The following is a 24,918-nucleotide window of genomic DNA, read 5'->3' as shown; positions in this document are numbered from 1 at the left end:
TAATATTATTGCTTAGTTAGTACAAGACTATTAGTAGCATAAAGTGTAGTAGTAGTTCTTAATCTAAAGCTAAGAGCCATAGTACCACCATTTAAACAAGTTGAAAGACCGTTAAAACCTTCAACATAGATACTTGTACCACCGTTAGTGAATAAAAAGTTATCTGTGTAATCAGGGAATGATATAGACCCATCCTCATTAACATAAATAGTAGTTTGAGAACCAGGAGCAATACCATAAATATCACCAATGATTAAAGAGTTTGGCTCTTCTCCTAAAGTTACATTACACTGATACTGGTCTTCACCATCTAATAAAGCGTTATAAGTACCTACCATTGCATTTAAATCATAAGCACCTACAACAAAAGTTTGAGAAACAATGTTATTTTCCTCAAAACCAACAGAAACGTTAGAATTACTTGTAGAAGTTAATGTTACTTTAAACTCTGTACAAGAAACCTGAGCAGACGCAGGAACTGTAAAAGCGATATTAGCACTTAACTCTCCTTTAGGAATATAAACAGATCCTGAAGCGTTTAAATAAGCTGAAGAACCATCTATATCTTCAATTGTATAATAAACTGTTAATCCATTGTTTACTGGGTTATTAGAAACAAGATCATTATTTAAGTCAATTAAGTCAACGCTCTTGATAACAACCGGGATAGTAGCTTCTACTGTAGACCCTGAACCTTGAACTACACTAAGATAGCTTACACCATCTTCTTCAAATTCAACCCATCCTGCAGAAGATTCACCTCCAAATTTACCGTCGTTTGGGTCGTGATAATCACAACTAGCTAAAGAAATAGCTGCCAAACTTAAAATACCGTATATAAATTTTTTCATAACTAATTAATATCGTATATAGTTAATTATTGTTTAACAAATGTAGCAGAGTTTAACTCCGATGGAGCTTCACATGCACCTCTAGCATTTTCTATAAAGTTCATTGTAAATGAACCTTCATTATTAGTATTATAAGGAGCGCGATCACCAACATCTGCAGGCTCTAACCAAATATAAATCGGGTTTCCATCTCCATCCTCTTCACCACAACCTACCTGAGCATTAAGATTAGCACCAAGGTTTAAATAATCACACTGGAAGTTAATTGGAATTCTTTGTGTGCTACCATACCCTGCATAAGCATTACCAAAAAATACTCGCTCATATGGATTAGAACCTTCCAGTAATTCAATATTAACACCATTACCAAAAGGAAATACGTTATTAAAAATTGCAGAAGTTGAAGTCACTTTATAAGTTCCTAAAAAAGGAGCCTGAAGAGGACACACTTCATAAACATTTACTGTAGACTGAACATCACCTAGAGATTCTCCTGTTATAGAAGCTTCTGAAACTTTAATTTCAAAAGTCTTAATATTCTCATTTACTAAATTGTTATCAGTACCTGTAATATTAAATGTTGCAGTATATTCACCTGCAAGAATAGTTACTGAAGTAGGAACTGAGTAGGTAGCCGGATTTGCAGAACCAGCAATAACCTCAATATTATAAGTTCTGTCTACAGTAGAAATAGTACTAACGGTTAATGTTACAGTACTTGTTCCTGTAGCATTTCTTTCAATTGGAAGCGAATAAGTTCCGCTAGAAAAAGAAAGAAAAGTTTGCTCAGCAGGATCATCGCCATGAAAAATAGTAGGCTCAACATCATCACAAGAAGTGACAACTGCTGCTAATAATAATATTTTAAAAAATGTTTTCATATTCATTTCATTTTTTGATTTTAGTAACCAGGATTTTGTTGGATTGTAGGGTTAGCACTGATCTCAGAGTTAGGTATTGGTAACGTAAATCTGTAATCTCCTGCATTTAGACCGCAAGGAGCGCTAAATGAACCACAGTCTGCATCATTTCTGTTAATTGCTCTGTTTAATCTTTTAAGATCTAAATATCTGTGACCCTCAAAAGCAAATTCTAACCTTCTCTCTAAAAGAACATCATTTAAAGCAGCATCAAGGTTAGCGTAAACCGGAGCAGGAGCAGGATTAACATATCTTGCGTCTCTTAAAGTTTTAATTGAATTAGCAGCAGCAGTTAAATTGCCTGCACGAGCTTCACATTCAGCTTTAATAAGAACCATTTCAGAAGATCTGAAAATCTTTAAATCGTTGATCTGTGCACCATCAGTAGATCCTTGATATTTACCAATAAGTAACATGTTGTTTGGAGAATCTACACCAACAAAAGTAGAACTACCCTCTACAAGAACAACTCTTCTTACGTCATTATTAGAAAGAAGATTAAATAAACTGTTAGAGATTTCAAAGAAAGGGCTACCATTTTCTCCAGAACCGTTTGCAGCATATAAAGCTACTATTCTATTATCACCTATACGACGAGAAAGTGTCCATATTTGCTCTTCTATAGATGCATCATCACTTAAGAACATGTCAACATAAGCCTGACCCACAGCAAGATTGTGACCTTGCATTAACTCAACAGCTAATGTTTGCGCTACAGTATAATTACCTTCAAATAGTGCAACTCTTGCCTGCATAGCTTTAATAGCATCAGGTCCTACAAAGTAAAGTATATCTTCCTCAGCAGCATACGCGCCAAATGAATCAAATGTACCCCCCATAAGAGTAGCAGCCTCCTCAAGATCATTATCAACAAAAGCAAATACCTCTCCTACTGTACTACGAGGAAAAACTTGCTGAAGCTCCGGAACAAAATCCATAATTATAACACCAGGCTGACTTAAATCAGTATAGCTAGGTGCAAAATATTGAAGAAGTTCAAAGTGCATAAAACCTCTCATTGCTAAAAGCTGAGCTTTAATTTCCTGAGCAGCTTCTCTATCATCTTCAGTCTCAAGAGTAGGGTAAATTCTATCCCAAGCTCTTAATACCCTATTTGCAAAGTTGATTACAGCATAACGACTATTCCAGATAGAGTTAGGAAAACCTGTACCTGGCTGCACAATAAAGCTGTATACAGTATTACCCTGTCCTGAACTTGATGCACCTTTTTTAATGTTATCTGTAAACAGGTCGTTAAAAAGAACACTATCCCCAGAACCATTACCTCCTGCATCTGGGCTATATGCTGCATAAACGCCTATTAAACCACTGCGTAAATCATCAACAGTCTGATAAGCAATATCTTCAGAAAGTTCTGATTCCTGAATTATATCTGTAGCATCTTCACAGGAAACCATTCCTACAAATAAAGCTAGTAAACTTATTCTAAATATATTTTTCATAGTTATTTTTTTTAGAAATTAATAACAGCTCCAAGAGTATAAATCTTAGGAGTAGGATAGTTACCCCTGTCAGTCGTACGGAAACCAGCTTCAGCATCCCATCCTCTGTAAGAAGAGAAAGTAATTAAGTTCTCTCCCTGTACAAAGAATCTAAGACCAGAGATTGGTAAATCCTGAAGAGTTTCTTTACTGAATGAGTAACCTAATAAAACATTTCTTAATCTTAAGAAAGAAGCATCTTCAAGGTATCTGTCTGTAAAGTTGATATAATCAACAGCACCTAACGGGTTATTTACTCTTGGAACAGAAGTGATATCACCAACATTTTGCCAAGCAGTAGCTGTAGAGCTTACCCTGTTAGATCCATCGTCAATAACACTAGTTTCCTCAAGTTCAGCATAATCAAGGTTATTTCTGTAAAGATCAGCAAAATAACTCCATTGAGTACTAAATTCAAATCCTTTGTAAGTAACTAAAGTACCAAAACCACCTTGCCAAGCCGGGTAGCTTGATTTACCTGTATTAATTCTGTCTGAATCATCAAGAGTTTCTGTTAAACCACCATCAGCAGTATAGAATAAAGCGTTACCGTTTGAAGGGTTAACACCCGCATATCTTACAATATAGAAAGTATTAATAGCCTCACCTTCAATTAATGAAGTTGAACCACCGTTAAATACTAAACCATTGTAGCTATCAGGTAAGTCTCTGATGAAGTTTTTATTGTATGATGTATTACCATTAAGAACAACATTCCATCCATTTTTGTTGTAAACTGTATACTTTAATGTTAACTCAACACCTTTGTTCTCCATGTTACCAATATTAGTATCAATAGAAGTTGTTGCATTTACCGGAGATACAGGAGTAGACTGGAATAAGTCACTTGTACGTTTTCTATACACATCTACACTACCTGAAAGTTTATTATTCCAAAAACCAAAGTCAACACCAACGTTAGTTTGTGCAGTTTCTTCCCATCTTAAATCAGTATAACCGATTTGTGTAGGAACTGTACCAACTGAACCATTGTAGTTACCTCCCTGGCCATATAAGCTACGGGTTAGGTTTAATGCTGAATATTGAGCATTGTTTATACGTTGGTTACCTGAAGTACCATAAGAAGCTCTAATTTTAAGCTCTGTAGCAGGAAATTTACTCTTGAAGAACTCTTCCTGATCTATATTCCATCTACCACCTACTGACCAGAAAGTACCCCATTTGTTATCATCAATAAAACGGAAAGATGCATCACGTCTAATAGTAGCAGTTAAACCAAATCTACTTTCAAAATCATAATCGAAGTTAGCAAAGTAAGAGAATAAACCTTCTGAAACTTTAGTTGAACCTAAAGTAGGAATATATGGCTGACCATCTCCTTCTACTACAGTACCAGAGATAAATGCTGCTCCTGTACCAACTAACCTAGGGTCAAGACCTCTTTGACTAAAGCTGATTCCGTCTAGATGTGCTTTGTTGTACTCTACAAATAATGTAGCATCAATAGTATGCTTTTCAGCAAAAATATTGTTATAGTTTAATCTTGTTACAGAGTTGAATCTGAAATCTCTACTGTGAGACTCTGCCTGTACACCTCCAAATTCAGCATAATTATTTCCATCAGTACCTTCAACCTGGTAAGGGCCTAATAAACTGTTTGGATGAAGAATTTCAAGAGTTCTGAAACCAGAGTAATCTATACCCATTTGGAAACCAGCTGTTAAGTTTTTAGCAAAATTCCAATCAGCTGAGAAACTAGATAAAATTTTAATCTCATCCTCAACATCTGTATTCATTTTAACTGAATTAAGCAGAACATAAGGAGCTTTATCTGGGCTAATTGAACCCGGATCACCATAAACCATTCCACCTGTAGAAGTTATACTACCATCCGGATCATACGGAGAAAGATAAGGTAAACCGTGAAGAGCAGCTCTAAATGGAGCAAAGTATATTGCATTTGAACCAGCTCCGTCTACACCATTAGATCTTGAGAAGTTACCATTAAAGTTAAAGCTGTAATTAAATTTACCGTTTTCTGATTTTCCGGTAAAGTTATTTCTAACACTAAAACGTTTAAAGTTAGTATTCATAAAAATACCATCCTGCTCAAAATAACCTAATGAAGTAAAGTTCGTTGTAGTTTTAGAACCTGTTGTTATAGCTAGGTTATGTGATTGAGTAACACCTTTTCTGAAGAATATATCAGACCAGTATGTATTATTTTGTCTTGCTAACAAATCTCTTTCAGCCTGAGTAAGTTCAGAACCTAAACCTTCACCAACTCTACTCTGGAAGTTTAATAATTCACTTGAATTCATTAACTCCATATTTAAAGGCTGTAATTCACTGTAACCAAACTGTGAAGTATACCTAAACTGCATCTTCTGATCAAGAGATCCTCTCTTAGTTGTAATAACAATTACACCGTTAGCACCTCTATTACCGTAGATTGAAGTCGCAGCAGCATCTTTATAAACCTGAACATTTGCAATATCCATTTGGTTTAAACTTCTGAAACCATCCTCATCAACAGGAATACCGTCAATTACGAATAATGGCTCAACGTTACCACTGATACTACCAACACCACGAAGGATAATAGTACTATCTGCACCCGGCTGTCCTGAACCAGTACCGATATTTAAACCGGCTATCTGACCCTGAAGACTCTGAAGAACTGAAGCATTAGCTCTATCTTCAATTGCCTCAGCAGTAATACTCGCAACAGCCATTGTTGCTTTTTTAGGCGTTACACTTCTGTAAACGTCTTTTACAACTTCAATAAGTTGTTTTCCCTGAGCCATAACTACATTATAAGTGCTCTGGGTACCAACTGTCACTTCTTGTGACTGATAACCCACGAAAGAAAACTCTAAAACCTCTCCCTGACTAGCACTAATGGAAAACTTACCATCAATATCAGTTTGAGTACTGCGCTGTGTTCCTTTTACAAGAACATTAGTACCCGGCATAGGGCCCAATTCATCGGACACCGTACCACTCACCACTTTCTCCTGCGCAAAAGAGAAATTAATTGTCAACGCCACTAAAAGCGTCATAATCCAAGTAAACTTCGATCTCATACTTTATTAATTTGAGTTAGTTAACCGCAAACTTCTTAATAATTTATTAATAAAACAAATATTACTTCGGAATAATAATGTTAAATCAAAGAAAAATTACACTATTAAAAATTTGCAAATCATATGATTAATAGATACCAAAATTGTTAAATGGTTGCGCATAAATTTCAACTAAAACAAAAAAAACTGCCTTAAAGACAGTTTTCTAAATAAATATGTATAATTAAAAGTTATTACAATATTATTATTTTACCATTATTTTTTTAGACTCTGTATATCCGTCATATTCAATATTTAAAATATACATACCTGAATTTAATGATGAAACATCAACTTTATCTACTAAAGAATTAAACTGCCTAACAATTCTTCCCTGCAAATCATACATCACCACACTCCCTTCAGTCCCCTGTACACCTGAACCTAACTTAATATTAACAACATCTGTTGCAGGATTCGGGTAAACAGAAACGCTGTTATACTTAGAATCTCTCACATTAAACTCATCGGTTACAGCATTTACAACTAATGAAAAACGCTGCGCTTGAGCAAGAGTCCCTTTATGTGTAACAGTAATAGTATATACGCCCGGGGTAATTTCATTTTGAGAAATTAGTATATCCTCAACATTGTCTTTATCATTATCTCCCTTTACAGCACCTAACGCTAAAAAATCACCCAGTACCCAAGGCAAGGAAGGAAATATATCACCTTCGCCCTGCACCCTAACATCAAGGTCATTAACAAGTTTAGACGTTGAATCATTATTATCATTCTCATCAACTGCGATATCTATCCATGCCGGATCTGTCCAAACAACAGTAACCCTTAAATCCTGATTACCCTCAACCATAATATTTCTTGTATAAGTTTCGCCGGGATTCAAAACAAGATCACCATCAATTATTGAAGTTTCACCATTAGCATTAATTGTCTCTATAGCTCTTTTCGCATTGATAAGCCCCCATCCAAATTTTTGGTCAGGACCTGGAAAACTTCCTGCCTCATCAGCACTGTTTATCATAAGAGCCTTTAATGTAGCTGCACGCATAAACTCACCATTTAACTCACTATAATATTGTTGCCACAAAAGCAGAGTACCTGCTACACCAGGAGAAGCCATAGACGTACCCTGAAGTTTGACATAACCACTAATAATACTCGAGTTATCTTCAGAGAACACAGGGTAAGATGAATGCACAGCAACACCTTTCATAGAAATATCCGGTTTTATCCTTCCGTCATCTGTTGGCCCCCAACTACTAAACTCAGACATATCAACATCACCTGCAATATTATAATTTGCAACACCTTCTACAGCAGCCACTACAATAGCATTTTTTGAGACCTTGTTTCCTATAAGCAAATCATTAGTATTAGCACCTTCCCTGTCATTACCCGCAGATATAACTGCCTGATAGTATGGAGCAGCATGCATTACCTCATCCCACTGACGGCTCTCTAAAGAATAAGCTCCCTGCAACCATGCTGGCACAGTACCTACTTTGAACCCATAAGAGTGATTTGAGATTAAGAGCATAATATTAGGATTAGTTGCAGCAGCAAGGGCTTCATCATTATCAAGATAGGAATCATATGCTAATAAATTAGCCTGTGGCGCCATGCCCATAGCTGTAATATCACCATTACCGGAACCGATTAAGGTACCTGCAACGTGTGTAGCGTGACCTGACTCATTTAAAGCAGCTGAACTAGAACTACTAAAAGCAACTTGGTCCCCTGGAGTTATCCTCCCAACTAATTGCTCATGCGTGGTTAAAGGACCTCTGATTTCCCACATTCCTACAGTCATACCCTGCCCCTGAAGATCAAGACCCAGGCTACCACCCGCCCTTAAATGATTAACACGGGCTGTAATAGCTGAACTGGAAGGACCATAATTATTATCATTCCCTTTATAGAGAGGCTCATCATTTTTAGTAACCCCACTAAGGTAGCAGTTACCTCCATTCTTATCTTTAACAACTAACGGCCACCCGTTAACCTTTGCAAGTTCAAGAGCCCTATTGTAATTCTTCTCGTTATAATCTTGAAGTTCTGCACGAACTCTGCTAATTTCAGCCTGATCATATTGCGCTATAATTTTAGCTCTCAATTCAGGATTGCTTTGGGCATTGGCCGTTAAGCCTGCAAATCCCAAAGACAGCAACAAAAAAGCTGATAGAGTATTTTTTTTCATAACCGGTTAAGTATTTAATAATCAATGAATAGAAATTTATCTGCAATACGTTAAATCCTAATAAGAATATATAAATAAAGTGAGAATTTATTAAAACAAACCTGAATGTTAAAAATTTCACAAATTATCTCACTTAACAGATGAAAAAAATGTTAAAGGGTTGCGTACAATTTAAACGAAAAACAAAAAAAGCTGCCCGAAGGCAGCTTTTTAATTATCAAGTAAAAAATATTATTTTACCATTACTTTTTTAGACTCTATATATCCGTCATATTCAATATTTAAAATATACATACCTGAGTTTAGCGACGAAACATCAACTTTATCAACTAAAGAATTAAACTGTCTAACAATTCTTCCCTGTAAATCATACATTACAACACTACCTTCAGTGCCCTGAACACCAGAACCTAACTGAATATTGATAACATCTGTTGCAGGATTTGGGTAAACAGAAACATTGTCATACTTAGAATCCCTTACATTAAGCTCATCTGTTACAGCATTTACAACTAACGAAAAATGTTGAGCCTGATTGCCCTGAAGAGTACCTTTATGAGTTACAGTAATAGTATATACACCCGGAGTAATTTCATCCTGAGAAATTAACACATCCTCAACATTATCCTTAGCATTATCACCTTTTACAGCTCCTAATGACAGAAAATCACCAAATCCCCAAGGGAAAGAAGGAAATATATCACCTTCAGCTTTTACCCTAACATCAATGTCATTAACAAGCTTAGGAGTTTGATCGTTTGCGGTAGTTGTCGCAGAACCTGCAGGATCTGTCCAAACTACAGTAACTCTTAAATCCTGATCTCCCTGAACAATAATATCTCTTGTATAAGTCTGACCCGGATTCAAAATAAGTTCCTCAACTATTGAAGTCTCTCCATTACCGTTAATTGTTTCTATAGCTCTTTTTGAATTAATAAGTCCCCAGCCAAATTTTTGATCAGGACCAGGAAAACTTCCTGTCTCATCAGCGCTATTTATCATAAGTGCCTTTAATGTAGCTGCACGCATAAATTCTCCATTAATTTCATTATAATGCTGCTGCCACAAAATTAAAGTCCCTGCCACACCGGGAGATGCCATAGATGTACCATCAAGCTGACCATAACTACTGGTAAAATTAGTACTTCCTGCAGCTCCTCCAGGATAAGACGAATGCACACTAACCCCTTTCATAGAAATATCCGGTTTTACCCTACCATCATCAGTTGGCCCCCAACTACTAAAATTAGACATATCAACATCGCCCGGGGTTGTATAATTTGCAACACCTTCTACAGCAGCCACTACAATAGCATTCTTTGACACCTTATTACCTATTAGTAAATCATTGGTATTAGAACCGTTCCTGTCGTTACCCGCAGAAATAACCGCCTGATAATATGGAGCAGAATACATTACCTGATCCCATTGACGACTCTCAGTAGAATAAGCTCCCGGCATCCATGATGCAGCGTTTGCAAGAGGAACACCATAAGAATGATTTGAAACTAAAAGACCCTCTGTAGTTGCGGCATCAAGAGCCTCAATATTATCCTGACTTGAATTAAAAGCCAACATAGTAGCCTGAGGCGCCATACCCATAGCCGTAATATCACCGTTACCTGAACCTATTAAGGTACCTGCAACGTGTGTAGCATGACCTGAACTACTTAATGCATCTGTTGTCGAACCATTAAAAGTAACTCCGTCACCCGAGGTTATTCTTCCCACTAACTGTTCGTGTGTAGTTAAGGCACCACTAATTTCCCACATACCAACAACCATATCCTGACCCTGAAGATCAAGACCAAGGCTACCACCTGCTCTTAAATGATTAACACGGGCTGTAATAGCTGAACTGGAAGGACCAAAATTATTATCGGTTGCCTTATAAATAGGCTCATCAAGATCTGTAACACCACTAAGATAACTATACTGACCTTTCTTATACTCTAACACAAGAGGCCATCCGTTAGCTTCTGCAAGCTCAAGGGTTCTTTTATGGTTTTTTTCGTTATACTCTTTAAGTTCTGCACGAACTCTGCTAATCTCAGCCTGATCATAACGAGATGTAATTTTAGCCTTAGCTTCCGGAGTTGTTTGAGCATTAGCTGTTAAGCCAGCAAGCCCTAAAGACAACAACAGAAAAGCTGATACAGTATTTTTTTTCATAACTGTTTTAAATAATTTAAAATAAACAAATCAATCAATAGATAAACTCATTTTCAAAAAGCTAAACTTCTAACAACTTGAAAATAAGATTCGCAAAAATATAAATAAATATAAATTAACCGGTATTAATTTTAATTTTAACGCAACTAAACTACATTTGCGTATAGTTATTTACGAAAAAAAGCAACAATTCGGTTTATGTTATCATTAAAATTTTCAGAGCACCCTATTGAAACAGGTACAGATGAAGCAGGAAGAGGATGCCTTGCCGGCCCGGTTACCGCAGCAGCTGTTATTCTCCCGGAAGACTTTGAATTAAAATTACTTAACGATTCTAAACAATTAACCGAAAAAACCAGGGATTTTCTTCGTCCTTTAATTGAAGAAAAAGCCCTTTGTTATCACGTAACAAACATCGAGCCAGACATTATTGACGAAATAAATATTTTAAACGCCTCAATAAGAGCAATGCAGGAATGCATTACTAAACTTGAGCCTGTACCTCACTACATTATCGTAGACGGAAACAGATTTAAACCTGTAAACAATATTCCTTACAGTTGTATAGTAAAGGGAGACAGTAAGTTTTTAAGTATTGCAGCAGCTTCAGTTTTAGCTAAAACATATAGAGACGAATACATGAACCGTATTCATGAAGAATATCCAATGTATAACTGGAAAAAAAATAAAGGCTACCCAACAGTAGAGCACCGTGAAGCGATTAAAAAATACGGCATTACCAAATACCATCGCAAATCATTCAGGCTATTACCAGATCAGTTAGAACTTGATTTCGGATTATAATTAAACTTTAAGCAATTGCTCTGCTTCGGCATTTACAATCTCTGCTTCAAAAAGCTCAACAAAGTATTTAAGTATCTTTTTCTTTATTTCTTCTTCATCAACTTTATCCACCCTTAACTCAACATTTAGGGAAGTTACAGCTTTATCCTTTATTCCACACGGGATAATATTATCAAAATAGCCTAAGTCGGCATTTACATTAAAAGCAAAACCATGCATGGTTACCCATCTTGAAGCCCTAACACCCATCGCACATATCTTTCTGGCAAAAGGAGTGCCTACGTCAAGCCACACTCCGGTTTCTCCTTCACTCCTAACCCCGTTAAGACCATAGTCGGCCATTACCTTTATAATCACTTCTTCTAAAAAGCGAAGGTATTTGTGTATATCGGTAAAGAAGTTTTCAAGATCCAATATTGGGTACCCTACAACCTGACCGGGGCCGTGATAGGTAATATCGCCTCCCCTGTTTATTTTATAAAAAGTAGCCCCTTTACTCTCCAACTGCTTTTCGTTAAGCAACAGGTTTTCTATATCTCCGCTTTTCCCTAATGTATAAACATGAGGATGCTGTGTAAACAAAAGGTAATTAGGCGTATCATCATTACGCTCTTCCCTCCTGTTTTTAATCTTCACATCAAGTATTCCGCTAAAAAGACTTTCCTGAAAATCCCATACCTCTTTATAATCTTTCATTCCTAAATCCAGGAACTTTACTTGTTTATTCATAGCAGTAAAATAAGTTGACTACAAAATTACAAAACTTAAACCAATAAAAAGAGGTGCTTAAAGCACCTCTTATATATTGTGTATAAATATAAATTATTCAAAATTTACCTCAATCCCCATATTTTTAGGATCAACATAATAATCGCTAAGAGTATATGTAACGGTAACTGATTTTCTGTCTTCACTAATTACGGCAGCAGAATTTGACACCGACTTGATTCTTTTAGGAAACTTATAATTCATTACATATTTAGAACTTTCAAACATAGCCATATACATTGCAAGGCTATCAGGAATTTGTTCTATTTCGGCAGGCATAGTTATTTTTTTAATAAACTTTTTACCATTATAAAAATAGCTTACTTCCGAATCATTTTTAAAAGCATCAGGCATACCATCCTGCTCATTAGCTCCTCCCTGCATATTTTTAACTTCCTTCATAAGCTTCATCATATCCTGAAGTTCGTTAACTCCTTTAAAATCCGTTATCATATCAAATTTAAATTCGGTTGTAGCAGGATCCATCAACATTTTCATTTTCATATTAGAAAACGCCTGCATCATCTTTCTTTCCTTTTCAGGCAGCATAGCAATACTATCTTTATGTTCTTCAAGAAGTTCCTTAAAATTTATAATAGTATCCATACGCTCACCTCCTGTTTCCTTTGTCATTTCTTCACCTGCCATAGCCATTAGCTGAGAGGCGTCCATAGCTAATGTCATGGTACCGCTACCATCTTCGTTTATAACCAGTGTTTCTGTAAAGTTGCAGGAAGTAGCAAACAGTGACAAGAAAAGACTGAACGCTAAAAGTAATTTTGTTTTCATATTAAGGTGTTTGTTTTTGTTAATGAGCCAAATATAATCTTTTTTAAAAGCTAACAAAAAGTCCTGATACAGTTAAAAATGCAAATTGATTATTTGTTAATAATGATTATCTTTGCGGGCTTAAAAACATTAATAATCATGCAGCTTTCAGAACAAGAAATCATCCGTAGAGAAAAACTGGACTCGCTGAGAAATCTCGGCATCAATCCGTATCCCGCTAATTTATTTCCTGTAGACCACACGTCTAAACAGGTTAAGGAAGATTTTGCTGAAGGTAAGAAGGTTGTTATTGCCGGACGTGTTATGTCGTTCCGTATTCAGGGTAAAGCTTCTTTTGCCGAAATACAGGATAGTGAAGGCCGTGTACAGATTTACATCAACAGAGATGAAATTTGTCCTGATGAGGACAAAACAAAATACAACGAGGTATTTAAAAAACTTATTGACCTTGGTGACTTTATTGGTGTGGAAGGTACTCTTTTCACCACCCAGGTTGGAGAAAAATCAGTTCGTGTAAACGATTTTACTCTTTTAAGTAAAACGCTTCGCCCGCTTCCTATGCCTAAAACAGATGCAGAAGGAAAAGTTTACGACAGTTTTAGCGACCCTGAGCTACGTTACCGTCAGCGTTATGTAGACTTAGTGGTTAACCCTCAGGTTAAAGAGGTTTTCGTTAAAAGAACAAAACTGTTTAACGCCATGAGAAGCTTCTTTAACGACAAAGGTTACTTTGAGGTAGAAACACCTGTATTACAACCTATTCCGGGAGGAGCAGCGGCAAGACCATTTGTAACACACCACAACTCACTGGACATCCCTCTATATATGAGGATAGCTAATGAGCTTTATCTTAAAAGGCTTATTGTAGGTGGTTTTGACGGTGTGTATGAGTTTAGTAAAAACTTCCGTAACGAAGGTATGGACAGAACCCATAACCCTGAGTTTACTGCAATGGAAATATATGTAGCCTACAAAGACTACAACTGGATGATGGAGTTTACCGAAAACCTGCTTGAGCACTGTGCTACTGCTGTTAATGGAACCACCAAAGCTACATTTGGTGAGCATACGGTAGATTTCAAAGCTCCTTATGCAAGAGTTACCATGACTGACGCCATTAAGCAGTTTACCGGGTTTGATATTACCGGAAAAACTGAAGCAGAGATTTTTGAAGCTGCTAAAGGTATGGGTATCGAGGTTGATGAGACTATGGGTAAAGGAAAACTTATCGATGAGATTTTTGGTGAGAAATGTGAAGGTAACTTTATACAGCCAACATTTATTACCGACTATCCAAAAGAGATGAGTCCACTTTGTAAAGAGCACCGTGAAAATCCGGAGCTTACAGAGCGTTTTGAGCTTATGGTTTGCGGTAAGGAAATAGCTAATGCTTATTCTGAACTTAACGATCCTATTGACCAGAGAGAGCGTTTTGAAGCTCAGCTTAAGCTTGCCGAAAGAGGTGATGATGAAGCTGGTCAGTTTATAGACTTTGACTTCCTTAGAGCTTTAGAATATGGTATGCCTCCTACATCAGGTCTTGGTATTGGTATGGACAGGTTAATAATGTTTTTAACTAACAATCAGTCTATCCAGGAAGTACTGTTCTTCCCTCAAATGAGACCTGAGAAAAAAGGGCCTGAACTTACGGAAGACGAAAAACTTATTGCAGAGATACTTAAAACCAGTACATCATTAGCTTTAGATGCTCTTAAAGCCGAAGCCGGACTAAGTGGTAAAAAATGGGATGCTGCAATGAAAGGCCTTTCAAAACACGGACTTGTAAGAGTGCTTGTAGAAGGTGATGTAAAAACTGTAGAATTTAAAGGATAACATTTTATACACAAACAAAAAAGGAACCATTTAGGTTCCTTTTTTTATAAGCTATAATTAAGATTTAAAGCCAATCGGTAATTTGCCTCCACTTTACCTCCCGTAAGATTTTGGTTTATGGGCAACATTCCGTTTACCCCAAAAGAAAATTTGTTCATGCCAACCTCAAAACCTCCCCTTCCAAAAAGGATATCTCCTTTTGTGTTGGGCACATCTTCACCATACTGCCTGTTTGAAGCATAAACTTCTCCCGCCAGCCCAGCCTGAGGCACAAGTGTAAACTTTTGCTTCTCTATCACATAAAAGAATGTACCTGCATAATTAAACTGGTCACCAAACTGATAGTTTTCATTATTTTCAGTTTTGAATACATAATTAAGCATGGCATTAAAACCCCATTGTTTATGCTTCACAACATATTCGGCTGCAAGAAGGTAATCCCAACTACCGGTACCCAACTGAAAGCTCGGGTTAACACTACCATTATTAGCGCTGTTATAAGTACCTGTAGGAGCCTTAACCCCTGCACCTGCCTGAAGCGTATGTGTAAATGCTAACGTATCTGCCTTGTTTTGATAAACTGTATAAAAACCCAACACCGTAATATCACCTATGCCGTCTATTGACTGTTTTCCTGTTGAAGGAGTACGGCTATTAAAGTGATAAGGCATCAATGCCGAAACCTGTATGTTTTTTGCCACAGGTATTCTTGCCCAGACCTGTATTGTATTAAAGTTCTCGTCTATCCATGGTGAATTATTAAAAATACCTTCTCGGCTTGAATAGCTTTGATACATATATCGTATCCCTACAAAATTTTGATCGAGCATGGAACTGAACCCCATACCTCCCCCGCTGGCTGAACATCCGCAGGCATCACAAAAATCTTCAAATTCAAACATATACTGCCTGAAATTTGGATAAAGTGTATCTTTTTCTGTTTTGGCATAAAACATTTGCGACACAAGAAGCAGTATGCCTATTATATAGTTTTTCATTTAATTATGTTTGATAATAAAACATCGAGTTATTTATATACTCCTCATCGGTAAGTGTTTTTAGGAACGCTATAAGCGCCTCCTTTTCTTCCTGAGTGAGCGGGATACCCAGCACTCCTTCATGCTTTAGTTCCTCATCCAGCGTAGCCGAATCGACCAACCCGCTTGAGTAAAAATTAAGTACCGACTGTAACGAACCAAAGCGACCATCATGCATATAGGGCGCGGTAAGCTCCACATTGCGCAGGCTTGGCACCTTAAACTTATGCCTGTCGGCTGCAAAACCTGTTACCGTTTCCCTTCCTAAGTCGTTTAAGTTAGGGTTAGGTGGTAAACCGTTATTGCGAAATGCACTATCCGTAAACAAATCGGTTTTATGGCAAACAGTACAATTTTGCTGAAACAGCTCCATACCATATTGTTCCTGCTGGCTAAAATCACCTCCCGGCTCATTTCTTACATGCTTATCATAACGGGAATTTGCCGAAACCATCATCGTCATAAACTGCCCCAAGGCTTTCAACACATTTCCGGACGATACCTCACCATTATCAAAGGCAACTCCAAAAAGCCTTATATATTCCGGATCCTGCTTTAGCTTCAAAACAACATTTTCAAGTGTTTCATTCATCTCAACAGGGTTATGTATAGGTGCTATGGAAAGCATTTCTATACTGTTTGAAGCCCCATCATAAAAATACTCACTCTGAAAAGCCATATTTTGAACAGCAGGAGCATTCCGTACACCAACTAAATCATTTATACCGTGACTAAAGTCATGTCCGTGATGTGTAAAAGCGGAAGCCTGCTCATGGCAAAAAGAACAGGAAATGGTATTATCTGCAGATAGTCTTCCGTCATAAAACAGTTTCCTCCCCAGTTCAAATCCTTTTTCGGTTGGCCAGTTATGTTCTATGTCCTGAGCCAAAACAGGAAAATTTACAGGAACCTGAAAATCAATAGATTTGTTTATCTCTGTATATTCCTCTTCTTTAGAGCAGGATATAAAAAGACAGGCAAACGATAGTATTAAAATAATTGTCCTCATAGTAAAGAGATTAAGCCCCACCACATTATATAGCAGGGCATTATCAATTATTCTCCGTGACCTGTGTGGCTACCGTTGTGCACGTGATCTACAGCAAACATCTGTAACGTGTTTTCTGCAATACTTATAAGATTTTCACCTCCCATTATAGCAGTACCCGTTTGTGCTTCATTTATATTATCTGCCAGTTTAATTTTATTAACACCATCTAATATTACATTAGCATCGGTTTTTAAGTGTATATTAGGCATTTCATCCTCCCTTACCCTTGCTGTTGTGGGCAGAGTTAAAGTAACTTCCCTGTAATTATCGATAGCTGAGTTGCTTCCCTGATGCACCTGGAATGTTTTTTCACCTTCAACAGCCGGTGAAGTATAAGTTCCTTCAAAGTTGATAAAACGATATCCTGTAGACCATGTCCAGGTAAGGTTATACTGGGCAGCTAAATCCCAAAAGCTTTGCTGCTCACTCTCTCCCTGTAAATAACGTTGCTCATCTACTCCTATTCCAAATTTTACTTTAGTGTAATCTCCTGCAGGAACTCCTTCTAAATGAACCGTAAGCAAATCACCTTCTTCACTAATTACAAAATAGCTTTCCTCTTTAGGGTAAGTAAATTCAGTACCATCTTCTTTTATAAGTACAATGTTGCTTACTATATAATTTAAACGATTAATAGTAAGGCTCTCATTATTAGAGTTAGTGTAAGTATTACCTAAAATAAGTGCATCTCCTGCAACACCATTATCAAAGTAAAGCTCGACATCTCCTGTTGTACCTTCAACAACAGAAGAAGAATCGTCATCATTTGAGCATGAAACAAAAAGGGTAGTAAACGCCAATACGGCTATTGTATTTTTTAACTGAAATTTCATCGTGTTTATTTATTAAGATTATATATGTTTCCCGGCACATAAAATTAATTATGCGCACAAGTATAACCTGTAGCCACTAAAAAGCAGTTACAGATAATTTTGGCAGCAGAGTACTACCTGATAAAGTCTTAAGAAATAAATGAGGGCGGATGAAATACAGCAGAGTAACCGGAATAAACATACAGATTAGTATAAATAACCGATATTTCTTTTTCTGTATTTATATAAAAAGGAGTAAATTCAAATTCTAATGAAGACTGACAGAATAAGACCTCTGTTTCCTGATGTGAATTTTTCTTTTGTGATGCCGGTTTTTCATCTTCAGCTGCTTTGGCAAGCTCTTTCATAAGGTGACATTTACCGTTACAGTGAAGCTCTGGCTTTGCTTTATTTTCACAAAGTTCCTTTGCTATATAATCATATTTAATAATGTATTCTGCAACCGGCATTAACGGCTTAAACAGCATTACCAAACAGCATATGATTATTAGTTTTTTCACAGCGCAAAAGTACTGCCCAAACCCTACATTAAAAAATTTTTCTCCTCCATTTTAAACTTTTTCTTTTTGAAAATGTCTTAATGGTATATAACTTAAAAAAATAAGATTATGAAAACATGGATTTTAACAGCAGTATTACTAGTTGGTTTTAATGTATTTGCACAACACGGAGGAAGAGGAGACAGACAAAGACTTACTGCCGAACAGCGCACCGAACTTCAGGTAAAGAAACTTACTCTTGAACTTGATTTGAATGACAGTCAAAAAGCCAATGTACAGAAACTGTTTTTGGACAAAAATAAAAAAGTTGAAACCGCAATGGCCGAGCGCAAACAAAACAGAGAAGCAGGACAAAAGCTTACTAATGACCAGAAATTTGAAATGAAAAGCAAAATGCTGGATGAGCAGATTACAACAAAAGCAGAAATGAAAAAAATACTTACCAAAGATCAGTACGAAAAATGGGAAAAAATGAGAGCTGAAAAAAAGAATAAGTTTGAAAAAAGAAGTAAAAAATATCAAAAAGGCAATAAGAGATAATTTTTTTTCTGTTAAAGTTTTGTGTTGTTTTATAAATTAATTAGATTTGGCGTACATAACACTAAACAAAAACCAGTTAAATCATGAAAAAAATAATTGCTTTATTCGTTATCATGCTTGCTTTTAGCGTGAACGCTACTGCTCAGCAAAAAGCTGCTTCTAACCAGGCAGTTGCTCAGCAACAGGAAAATTACAAAGTTGCCGCTCAAAAAGATTTAAAGGCACTTAAAGAAGTGGTAGAACTTGAAGGCACTCAGGAAGAGGCTTTTATGAACCTGTTCACTAACAAACACCAATTGCTTGCAATGGATTTAAGCCAAGAGCGTAAAGACATTTTAGCTGAGTCTATTGAAAGTAAAATAAATTCTACGCTAACTCCGGAGCAAAACAAAAAACTTGCTACATCACCGGGCTTACTAAAAGTTTTAAGCCACTAATATTATAAAAACATAATATTAAAAAAGCTCCCTTAAAGGGAGCTTTTTATTTATAGATCTTTTGCTACTTTTCCTATAGCATTTATTGTAAAATCCAGATCCTCATAAGAAAGGGCATCTGTAATAAACCAGGTTTCATAAGCCGAAGGCGCTATATAAATCCCTTCTTTAAGCAAACCGTGGAAAAACTTCTTAAAGGTATCATTATCCCCGTTTGAAGCAGTTTTAAAATCGGTTACCGGATTAGCATCAAAGTGCACAGAAATCATAGAGCATCTTCTGTTGATCGTATAAGCCAAACCTGCTTCAGTAAGTTTTTCACGGATACCTTTTTCAAGATAAGCCGTTTTTTCTTCAAGCCTTTTAAATACATCAGTATCATTATTTAAAGCTTTAAGCATTTCAAGACCTGCAGCCATTGCTAATGGGTTACCCGAAAGTGTACCTGCCTGATAAACTGGCCCTACAGGTGCTAAATAATTCATTATTTCATTTCTTGCAGCAAAAGCACCTACCGGAAGACCTCCGCCAATTACTTTACCAAAAGCAACAATATCGGCTTTGATATCAAAAAGCTCCTGAGCGCCGCCTTTAGCAAGACGGAAACCAGTCATTACCTCATCAAATATCAATAGAGAACTATTAGCATCACAAATCTCTCTTAACCCCTGTAAAAAACCTTCAGCAGGAGGTATACACCCCATGTTACCCGCAACAGGTTCTATTATTATAGCAGCTATCTGGTCTTTATTTGCTTCAAATAAATCCTTTACATTCTGTAAATCATTGTAGGTAGCAAGCAGGGTATCTTTTGCCGTACCCTGAGTTACACCCGGGCTGTTAGGCGAACCGAAAGTTACAGCGCCACTACCTGCCTGTATAAGAAAAGAATCGGAATGACCGTGATAACATCCTGCAAACTTTATGATCTTATCACGTCCTGTATATCCTCTTGCAAGTCGTATTGCACTCATACAGGCCTCTGTACCCGAGTTTACAAAACGTATTTTATCTATATTAGGAACCATGCTTACTGCAAGTGCAGCAATTTCTGTTTCCAGTTGTGTAGGCATACCAAAAGAGGTGCCTTTTTTAGCTTTCTCAATAACAGCATTTACAACGGGCTCATAAGCATGGCCCAAAATCATAGGTCCCCATGAGTTAATATAATCTATCAGCCTGTTACCGTCTTCATCATATAAATATGCTCCTTTTGCCTCTTTTACAAATATTGGAGTACCTCCTACCGATTTAAATGCACGAACGGGCGAGTTCACACCGCCCGGAATAACTTTTTCAGCTTCAGCAAAAAGCTGGCTGCTTCTTTGATATAACATGTTATTATTTTACTTTAAGAATCTGTCCTATTGATATTGCGTTAGAGCTAAGATTATTTAATTTCATAAGCTCGTCTACAGTAAGATTATGTTTTTTTGAAATAGAATAAAGGGTATCTCCCTGCATTACCTGATAGGTTTTACCTGAAGATGAAACATTAACAACAGCTTCTTCTTTTTGTTTCTCTTCGTCCCTGTCTCTTTTTCTTGTTTTATGCGATTTACCTAAAACCTCCTCGTCATAACTATTTAGATCATAACGCTCAATTAAATCGATAAGTTTAGCCGGATATTTAGGATCGGTTGCATAACCGGCTGCCTTAAGCCCGTGTGCCCAGCCTTTATAATCGTCTTCATCAAGTTTGAAAAGCGATGCATACCTTCCTCTTGTTGTCAGGAATAAAGAGTGATCTTCATAAGATCCGGCAGGATCATCATATTTCCTGAAACATTCGCCTTTTGCGTCATCATCATGATATACTTTATCTCCGTCCCAGTCGCTATGGCATTTTATACCAAAGTGATTATTAGCGTTAACACAAAGTGTACCTCTTCCAGCTCCAGACTCTAATATACCCTGAGCAAGTGTAATACTGGCAGGTATGCCGTGGCGTCTCATGTTATCCATAGCTGTAGGTGCAAACTGAGCGATATAGTTTTTAACCACATCAGCATATACTACCGTTTTAGAAGATGATACAAGTGTTTCGGTTTTACCAGAACTGCTGTTATTATTAGAAGGCGTTCTTGTGTCGGCTGTACTGCTCTTAGATCTTGACTTTTTGTCTTTTTTTGTTTTGTGCTTTGCCGTACTGTTTTTAGTTGTTTGTATACGCGACTTGTGAGAACCGCAGCTTACAAAAATACCAAGTACCACTAAAACTAAAATTTTCTTTATCATCTGCATCAGGTTTTAATCGTGGGCAATCCTTTTTTTAGTAATTCTTTATTCATTCCTGCTATTCCCTGCAATCCTCCGGTGTGTATCATTAAAATACGGGAATCATCAGCAAAATAGCCTCTCTCTATTAAATCTATAACGCCAAAAACCGCCTTACCTGTATACACAGGGTCTAACGGAATATTTGTTTTGGCATAAAAATCATTTATAAAAGCAACAAGCTCTTCATTGACTTTTGCATATCCGCCAAAATAATAATCTGCAACAAGTAGCCAGTTATCCTGCTGCGCAAATTTAGCAATATCAACTGACAAATCAGCTTTTAAAGCAGGGAAACCCAGTACTTTTTGATGGGGTTTTGAAGTATTTATTATACCCGAAATGGTTCCTCCCGTACCTACCGCGCAGGCTATATAATCGAACATCTCATCACCATCCGTCAATATTTCCTCACATCCTTTAACAGCAAGCTGATTAGTTCCTCCTTCGGGCACCAGATAAAAATCACCCAGCTTTTCTCTCAACTCCCCAATAAATTCGTCTTTTGTCTTTTCCCTGTAATCTTCGCGTGAAACGAACACAAACTCCATACCACAGTCCTCAGCAAAACTAAGCGTTGGATTGCTCTTTATCTTATCGGCAAGTTCTTCTCCTCTTATAACCCCAATGGTTTTTAATCCATATTCTTTGCCCGCAGCAGCAGTTGCCGCTATGTGATTGGAATAGGCTCCGCCAAAGGTTAGCAAACTCTCTGCATTCTGCCTCTTGGCTTCCAGTATATTATATTTTAATTTCCTGAATTTATTCCCTGAGATATGGGGGTGAAGGAGGTCTTCCCGTTTTATAGCGAGATTAATGTTGTTAGGAAAATTAATTTGCACCGTTTGGTTCATAAAACTTAAAAGACACTACAAAATAAACATAAAATAACCGAAAAATGTTGCAAAATATGTTAAACATCGTGTTTAGTGTAACGTGTTTTAATTTTTTGTAAATTTGATGTACTTTATACCTAGCTAAAAATGGAAGATGAAAAATATGAAAATAGCCCTTTAACAGCTCAGATTTCCTTTCATAAAGTCTTAGAAAAACTGGAAGAAATTGCCGAGTCTGATATAGACTACAGATCAGATTATGCCAAGGCATTACTTAGACATGCCGAGCCTTTTCCTGAGCTACGAGAGGGTATTACCGACCTAACTTTACTTGATAAGCACAAATTACTTATAAAAAACCTGTTGGCAGATCTTTTTCCAACTGCCCTTACACATAATGAGATTAAGGCTGCTTCTATACCTTTTTTCAACATTACATTTAATCATACAGAACGTTTCGATAAGATACTTAAAAATGCCGGTAAGGACTTTGGCATGCAGATAAGGAATTTTGACGATCATCAGTTCTATGTGTTCTGCTGTTGCCTTATCCTAAATTTTTATTACGGACAGAATCTTGATTTCAGCAAACCTTTGTTTTACGACATTCCTGATTCTGACGGAATAATGAAGCACTATAGAATATTGATTAATGCTGATTTTCTTGAAATAATACCTACAGAGAAGGCAATCCCATTATCTCAGGAAGACATCAATCTGCTAACCGACAATTATGATAACCTGAAGCTGTGGAAAGAGAAATTCCCGCCACATAGCTGGATTTCCAGAGGGTTTGGTATCGTTACGCTTTTTGATGCTACAGTAGAAAACGCCATATCAAACCTAAAAACAAACCTGTTACAACCTCACGAACTAAAAGAAACAGTAAAAGGCAATGTAGAAGCCATTTTTAAGTCTATTTACAAAATACCTGATCTTAAAATCGGCTTTACTGAAGTAAATGAAGAAGATAATGTTTTTACCCTAGCTCCTTTTAAAGAAGTGAAGAGTTTTATACTGAAAGATTGCAGAGAGATCAACTGTAATAATCTTTTTTGTGACTCCACCCTTAAGACAATGATGAAGGATAAAAGGGAATTTATTATTTCTGACGTTGAGGAATACAAACTGCAAAGACCTGAAGATACACGATTTGCAGACAGCCTTTTAGAACAGGGAATAAAAAGCTGTATACTGGCCCCTATTATCAAAAATGATAAGATGCTTGGCTTTATTGAACTGGTTTCTTCAAAACCAAGAGAACTAAACAGTATTAATGCCATAAAGCTACACTATATACTTCCTTTCCTTACAGATACCATGGAGAGATATTATTCTGAGCTTCAGAATGAGATAGATGCCATTATCCAAAAGGAATACACTGCGATTCACCATAGTGTTTACTGGAAGTTTAGGGAAGAAGCTTTAGCTCACATTAAAGCAGGCAATAATCCTGACCTTGCCTTTAAGGAAATCATCTTCAAAGAAGTATATCCACTTTACGGACAGATAGACATTAAAGGCTCTTCAACTGCCCGTAACCAGTCTACCGAAAAAGACCTTATACGCCAGATTGAAAAGCTAACAGTACTGTTCAGATTTATTAACGAAATTGAAAAGCTTCCACTGATCGAGCAGCATATGTATGAGCTTGAAAAAATGCAGGATGACCTTAAACAGGAACTCAAAGCAGATACCGAAGCTGTAGTGCAGGGATACATCATTAATGAAATTCATGTACTACTTCAGCATTTTGATACCACCAATACCAAAATACACGATAAGATATCGGAATATTTTGAGAGCCTGGACGGTAAAGCTAAGATGGTGTATGAAAACCGTAAGGATTTTGACGACGCTTTATCGGTTATCAATAAAAAAATGGCCGAAGTACTAGATAAAAAACAGGCAGAAGCACAATCGTTCTTCCCTCATTATTACGAGCGTTTTAAAACAGATGGTGTAGAACACAACCTTTACATAGGTGCATCCATTGCTCCTAAGCTAAACTACAATCCATTATATCTTAACAACCTAAGGTTATGGCAGCTACAGGCTATGTGCGAAATGGAAAACGAGTATTACAAACTTCGCCCTACCCTGCCTTATGATCTGGATGTTACTTCTTTAATACTGGTATTCAGCGTGCCTATCTCCATCCGTTTCAGAATGGATGAAAAACGTTTTGATGTGGACGGAACTTACAATGCCAGATATGAGGTTGTAAAAAAACGTATCGACAAATCGTACATTAAAGGCACTCAGGAAAGAATAACACAACAGGGTAAAATTACCATTGTATATTCTCAAAAACAGGAAGAGGCAGAGTACAGAAGATATATAAAATACCTGCAACATAAAAATATGCTGGGCACCTCTATTGAAAACTTTGAGGTTGAAGACTTACAGGGCGTAACAGGCCTACGCGCTCTGCGTGTTGAGATTATATACGATAAATCGGAAAATCCCGAAACCTATAGCTATCAGGACCTTTTAAAAGAAATGACTACGAAATAACTTT

At 36.8% G+C, this 24,918-nt stretch carries 20 protein-coding genes; 5 read left to right on the top strand and 15 right to left on the bottom strand.

From position 1 onward, the window contains the following. Positions 1–5 precede the first annotated feature (5 nt). The 6 genes from NU09_RS12500 to NU09_RS12475 form a co-directional block, all read right to left on the bottom strand. A complete protein-coding gene (locus NU09_RS12500) occupies positions 6–851 on the bottom strand; it encodes a hypothetical protein (protein ID WP_129751634.1) in 846 nt (281 codons plus the stop codon). A 26-nt stretch (positions 852–877) separates the two neighbouring features. After that, positions 878–1,732, bottom strand: a complete 855-nt coding sequence (locus NU09_RS12495; RefSeq protein ID WP_129751633.1) for a hypothetical protein — start codon at positions 1,730–1,732, stop codon at positions 878–880. A 20-nt stretch (positions 1,733–1,752) separates the two neighbouring features. Continuing rightward, positions 1,753–3,234: a RagB/SusD family nutrient uptake outer membrane protein gene (locus NU09_RS12490; RefSeq protein ID WP_129751632.1), complete on the bottom strand. Its 1,482-nt coding sequence runs from the start codon at positions 3,232–3,234 to the stop codon at positions 1,753–1,755. Between the two features lie 11 nt (positions 3,235–3,245). Continuing rightward, entirely contained in the window at positions 3,246–6,320 is a 3,075-nt protein-coding gene (locus NU09_RS12485; RefSeq protein WP_129751631.1) for a SusC/RagA family TonB-linked outer membrane protein, read from the bottom strand. A gap of 244 nt (positions 6,321–6,564) precedes the next feature. Beyond that, positions 6,565–8,520 carry a S8 family serine peptidase gene (locus NU09_RS12480; protein ID WP_129751630.1) on the bottom strand — a complete coding sequence of 652 codons (1,956 nt, stop codon included), beginning with the start codon at positions 8,518–8,520 and terminating at the stop codon, positions 6,565–6,567. 231 nt (positions 8,521–8,751) lie between these two features. Next, positions 8,752–10,692 (bottom strand): S8 family serine peptidase, encoded by a 1,941-nt coding sequence (locus NU09_RS12475; RefSeq protein ID WP_129751629.1) that lies wholly within the window; start codon positions 10,690–10,692, stop codon positions 8,752–8,754. 198 nt (positions 10,693–10,890) lie between these two features. Between NU09_RS12475 and NU09_RS12470 the strand changes: the two genes are divergently transcribed. Beyond that, positions 10,891–11,496: a ribonuclease HII gene (locus NU09_RS12470; protein ID WP_129751628.1), complete on the top strand. Its 606-nt coding sequence runs from the start codon at positions 10,891–10,893 to the stop codon at positions 11,494–11,496. Here the strand turns inward: NU09_RS12470 and lipB are convergent, their stop codons facing one another. After that, a complete protein-coding gene (gene lipB / locus NU09_RS12465; RefSeq protein WP_129751627.1) occupies positions 11,497–12,225 on the bottom strand; it encodes a lipoyl(octanoyl) transferase LipB in 729 nt (242 codons plus the stop codon). Between the two features lie 93 nt (positions 12,226–12,318). Beyond that, on the bottom strand, positions 12,319–13,053 hold the full coding sequence (locus NU09_RS12460) for a hypothetical protein (RefSeq protein ID WP_129751626.1): 735 nt from the start codon (positions 13,051–13,053) through the stop codon (positions 12,319–12,321). A 138-nt stretch (positions 13,054–13,191) separates the two neighbouring features. Between NU09_RS12460 and lysS the strand changes: the two genes are divergently transcribed. Further along, complete coding sequence (lysS, locus tag NU09_RS12455; protein WP_129751625.1) at positions 13,192–14,886, top strand: lysine--tRNA ligase; 1,695 nt, start codon at positions 13,192–13,194, stop codon at positions 14,884–14,886. A gap of 44 nt (positions 14,887–14,930) precedes the next feature. Here lysS and NU09_RS12450 read toward each other — a convergent pair whose 3' ends face one another. The 4 genes from NU09_RS12450 to NU09_RS12435 all read right to left on the bottom strand — a co-directional run bounded on the left by NU09_RS12450 (position 14,931) and on the right by NU09_RS12435 (position 18,307). Further along, a complete protein-coding gene (locus NU09_RS12450; RefSeq protein WP_129751624.1) occupies positions 14,931–15,884 on the bottom strand; it encodes a transporter in 954 nt (317 codons plus the stop codon). Between the two features lie 4 nt (positions 15,885–15,888). Further along, complete coding sequence (locus tag NU09_RS12445) at positions 15,889–16,932, bottom strand: cytochrome-c peroxidase (RefSeq protein WP_129751623.1); 1,044 nt, start codon at positions 16,930–16,932, stop codon at positions 15,889–15,891. A 47-nt stretch (positions 16,933–16,979) separates the two neighbouring features. Then, complete coding sequence (locus NU09_RS12440) at positions 16,980–17,807, bottom strand: MbnP family protein (RefSeq protein ID WP_129751622.1); 828 nt, start codon at positions 17,805–17,807, stop codon at positions 16,980–16,982. Positions 17,808–17,935: 128 nt separating this feature from the next. After that, the gene (locus NU09_RS12435) at positions 17,936–18,307 is read right to left on the bottom strand and encodes a hypothetical protein (protein ID WP_242501878.1); all 372 of its coding nucleotides are present in this window, start codon (positions 18,305–18,307) and stop codon (positions 17,936–17,938) included. Between the two features lie 108 nt (positions 18,308–18,415). Between NU09_RS12435 and NU09_RS12430 the strand changes: the two genes are divergently transcribed. Beyond that, positions 18,416–18,847 (top strand): hypothetical protein, encoded by a 432-nt coding sequence (locus tag NU09_RS12430; RefSeq protein WP_129751620.1) that lies wholly within the window; start codon positions 18,416–18,418, stop codon positions 18,845–18,847. 83 nt (positions 18,848–18,930) lie between these two features. Then, the gene (locus NU09_RS12425; RefSeq protein WP_129751619.1) at positions 18,931–19,284 is read left to right on the top strand and encodes a hypothetical protein; all 354 of its coding nucleotides are present in this window, start codon (positions 18,931–18,933) and stop codon (positions 19,282–19,284) included. Positions 19,285–19,334: 50 nt separating this feature from the next. On the opposite strand, the gene hemL is transcribed toward NU09_RS12425, so the two are convergent. Genes hemL through NU09_RS12410 form a run of 3 tightly spaced genes read right to left on the bottom strand, consistent with a single transcriptional unit; the run spans position 19,335 to position 22,415 of the window. Beyond that, the gene (gene hemL / locus NU09_RS12420; RefSeq protein WP_129751618.1) at positions 19,335–20,621 is read right to left on the bottom strand and encodes a glutamate-1-semialdehyde 2,1-aminomutase; all 1,287 of its coding nucleotides are present in this window, start codon (positions 20,619–20,621) and stop codon (positions 19,335–19,337) included. A gap of 4 nt (positions 20,622–20,625) precedes the next feature. Next, complete coding sequence (locus tag NU09_RS12415; protein WP_129751617.1) at positions 20,626–21,522, bottom strand: glucosaminidase domain-containing protein; 897 nt, start codon at positions 21,520–21,522, stop codon at positions 20,626–20,628. A gap of 5 nt (positions 21,523–21,527) precedes the next feature. Further along, complete coding sequence (locus NU09_RS12410; protein ID WP_129751616.1) at positions 21,528–22,415, bottom strand: 1-aminocyclopropane-1-carboxylate deaminase/D-cysteine desulfhydrase; 888 nt, start codon at positions 22,413–22,415, stop codon at positions 21,528–21,530. Between the two features lie 129 nt (positions 22,416–22,544). On the opposite strand from NU09_RS12410, the gene NU09_RS12405 reads away from it, so the two are divergent. Beyond that, complete coding sequence (locus NU09_RS12405) at positions 22,545–24,914, top strand: GAF domain-containing protein (RefSeq protein ID WP_129751615.1); 2,370 nt, start codon at positions 22,545–22,547, stop codon at positions 24,912–24,914. The last annotated feature ends 4 nt before the right edge of the window (positions 24,915–24,918 follow it).

It is taken from the genome of Flavobacterium beibuense (genome assembly GCF_004151245.1).
GTDB lineage: Bacteria > Bacteroidota > Bacteroidia > Flavobacteriales > Flavobacteriaceae > Flavobacterium > Flavobacterium beibuense_A.
This window is presented reverse-complemented; position numbering and strand designations above follow the sequence as displayed.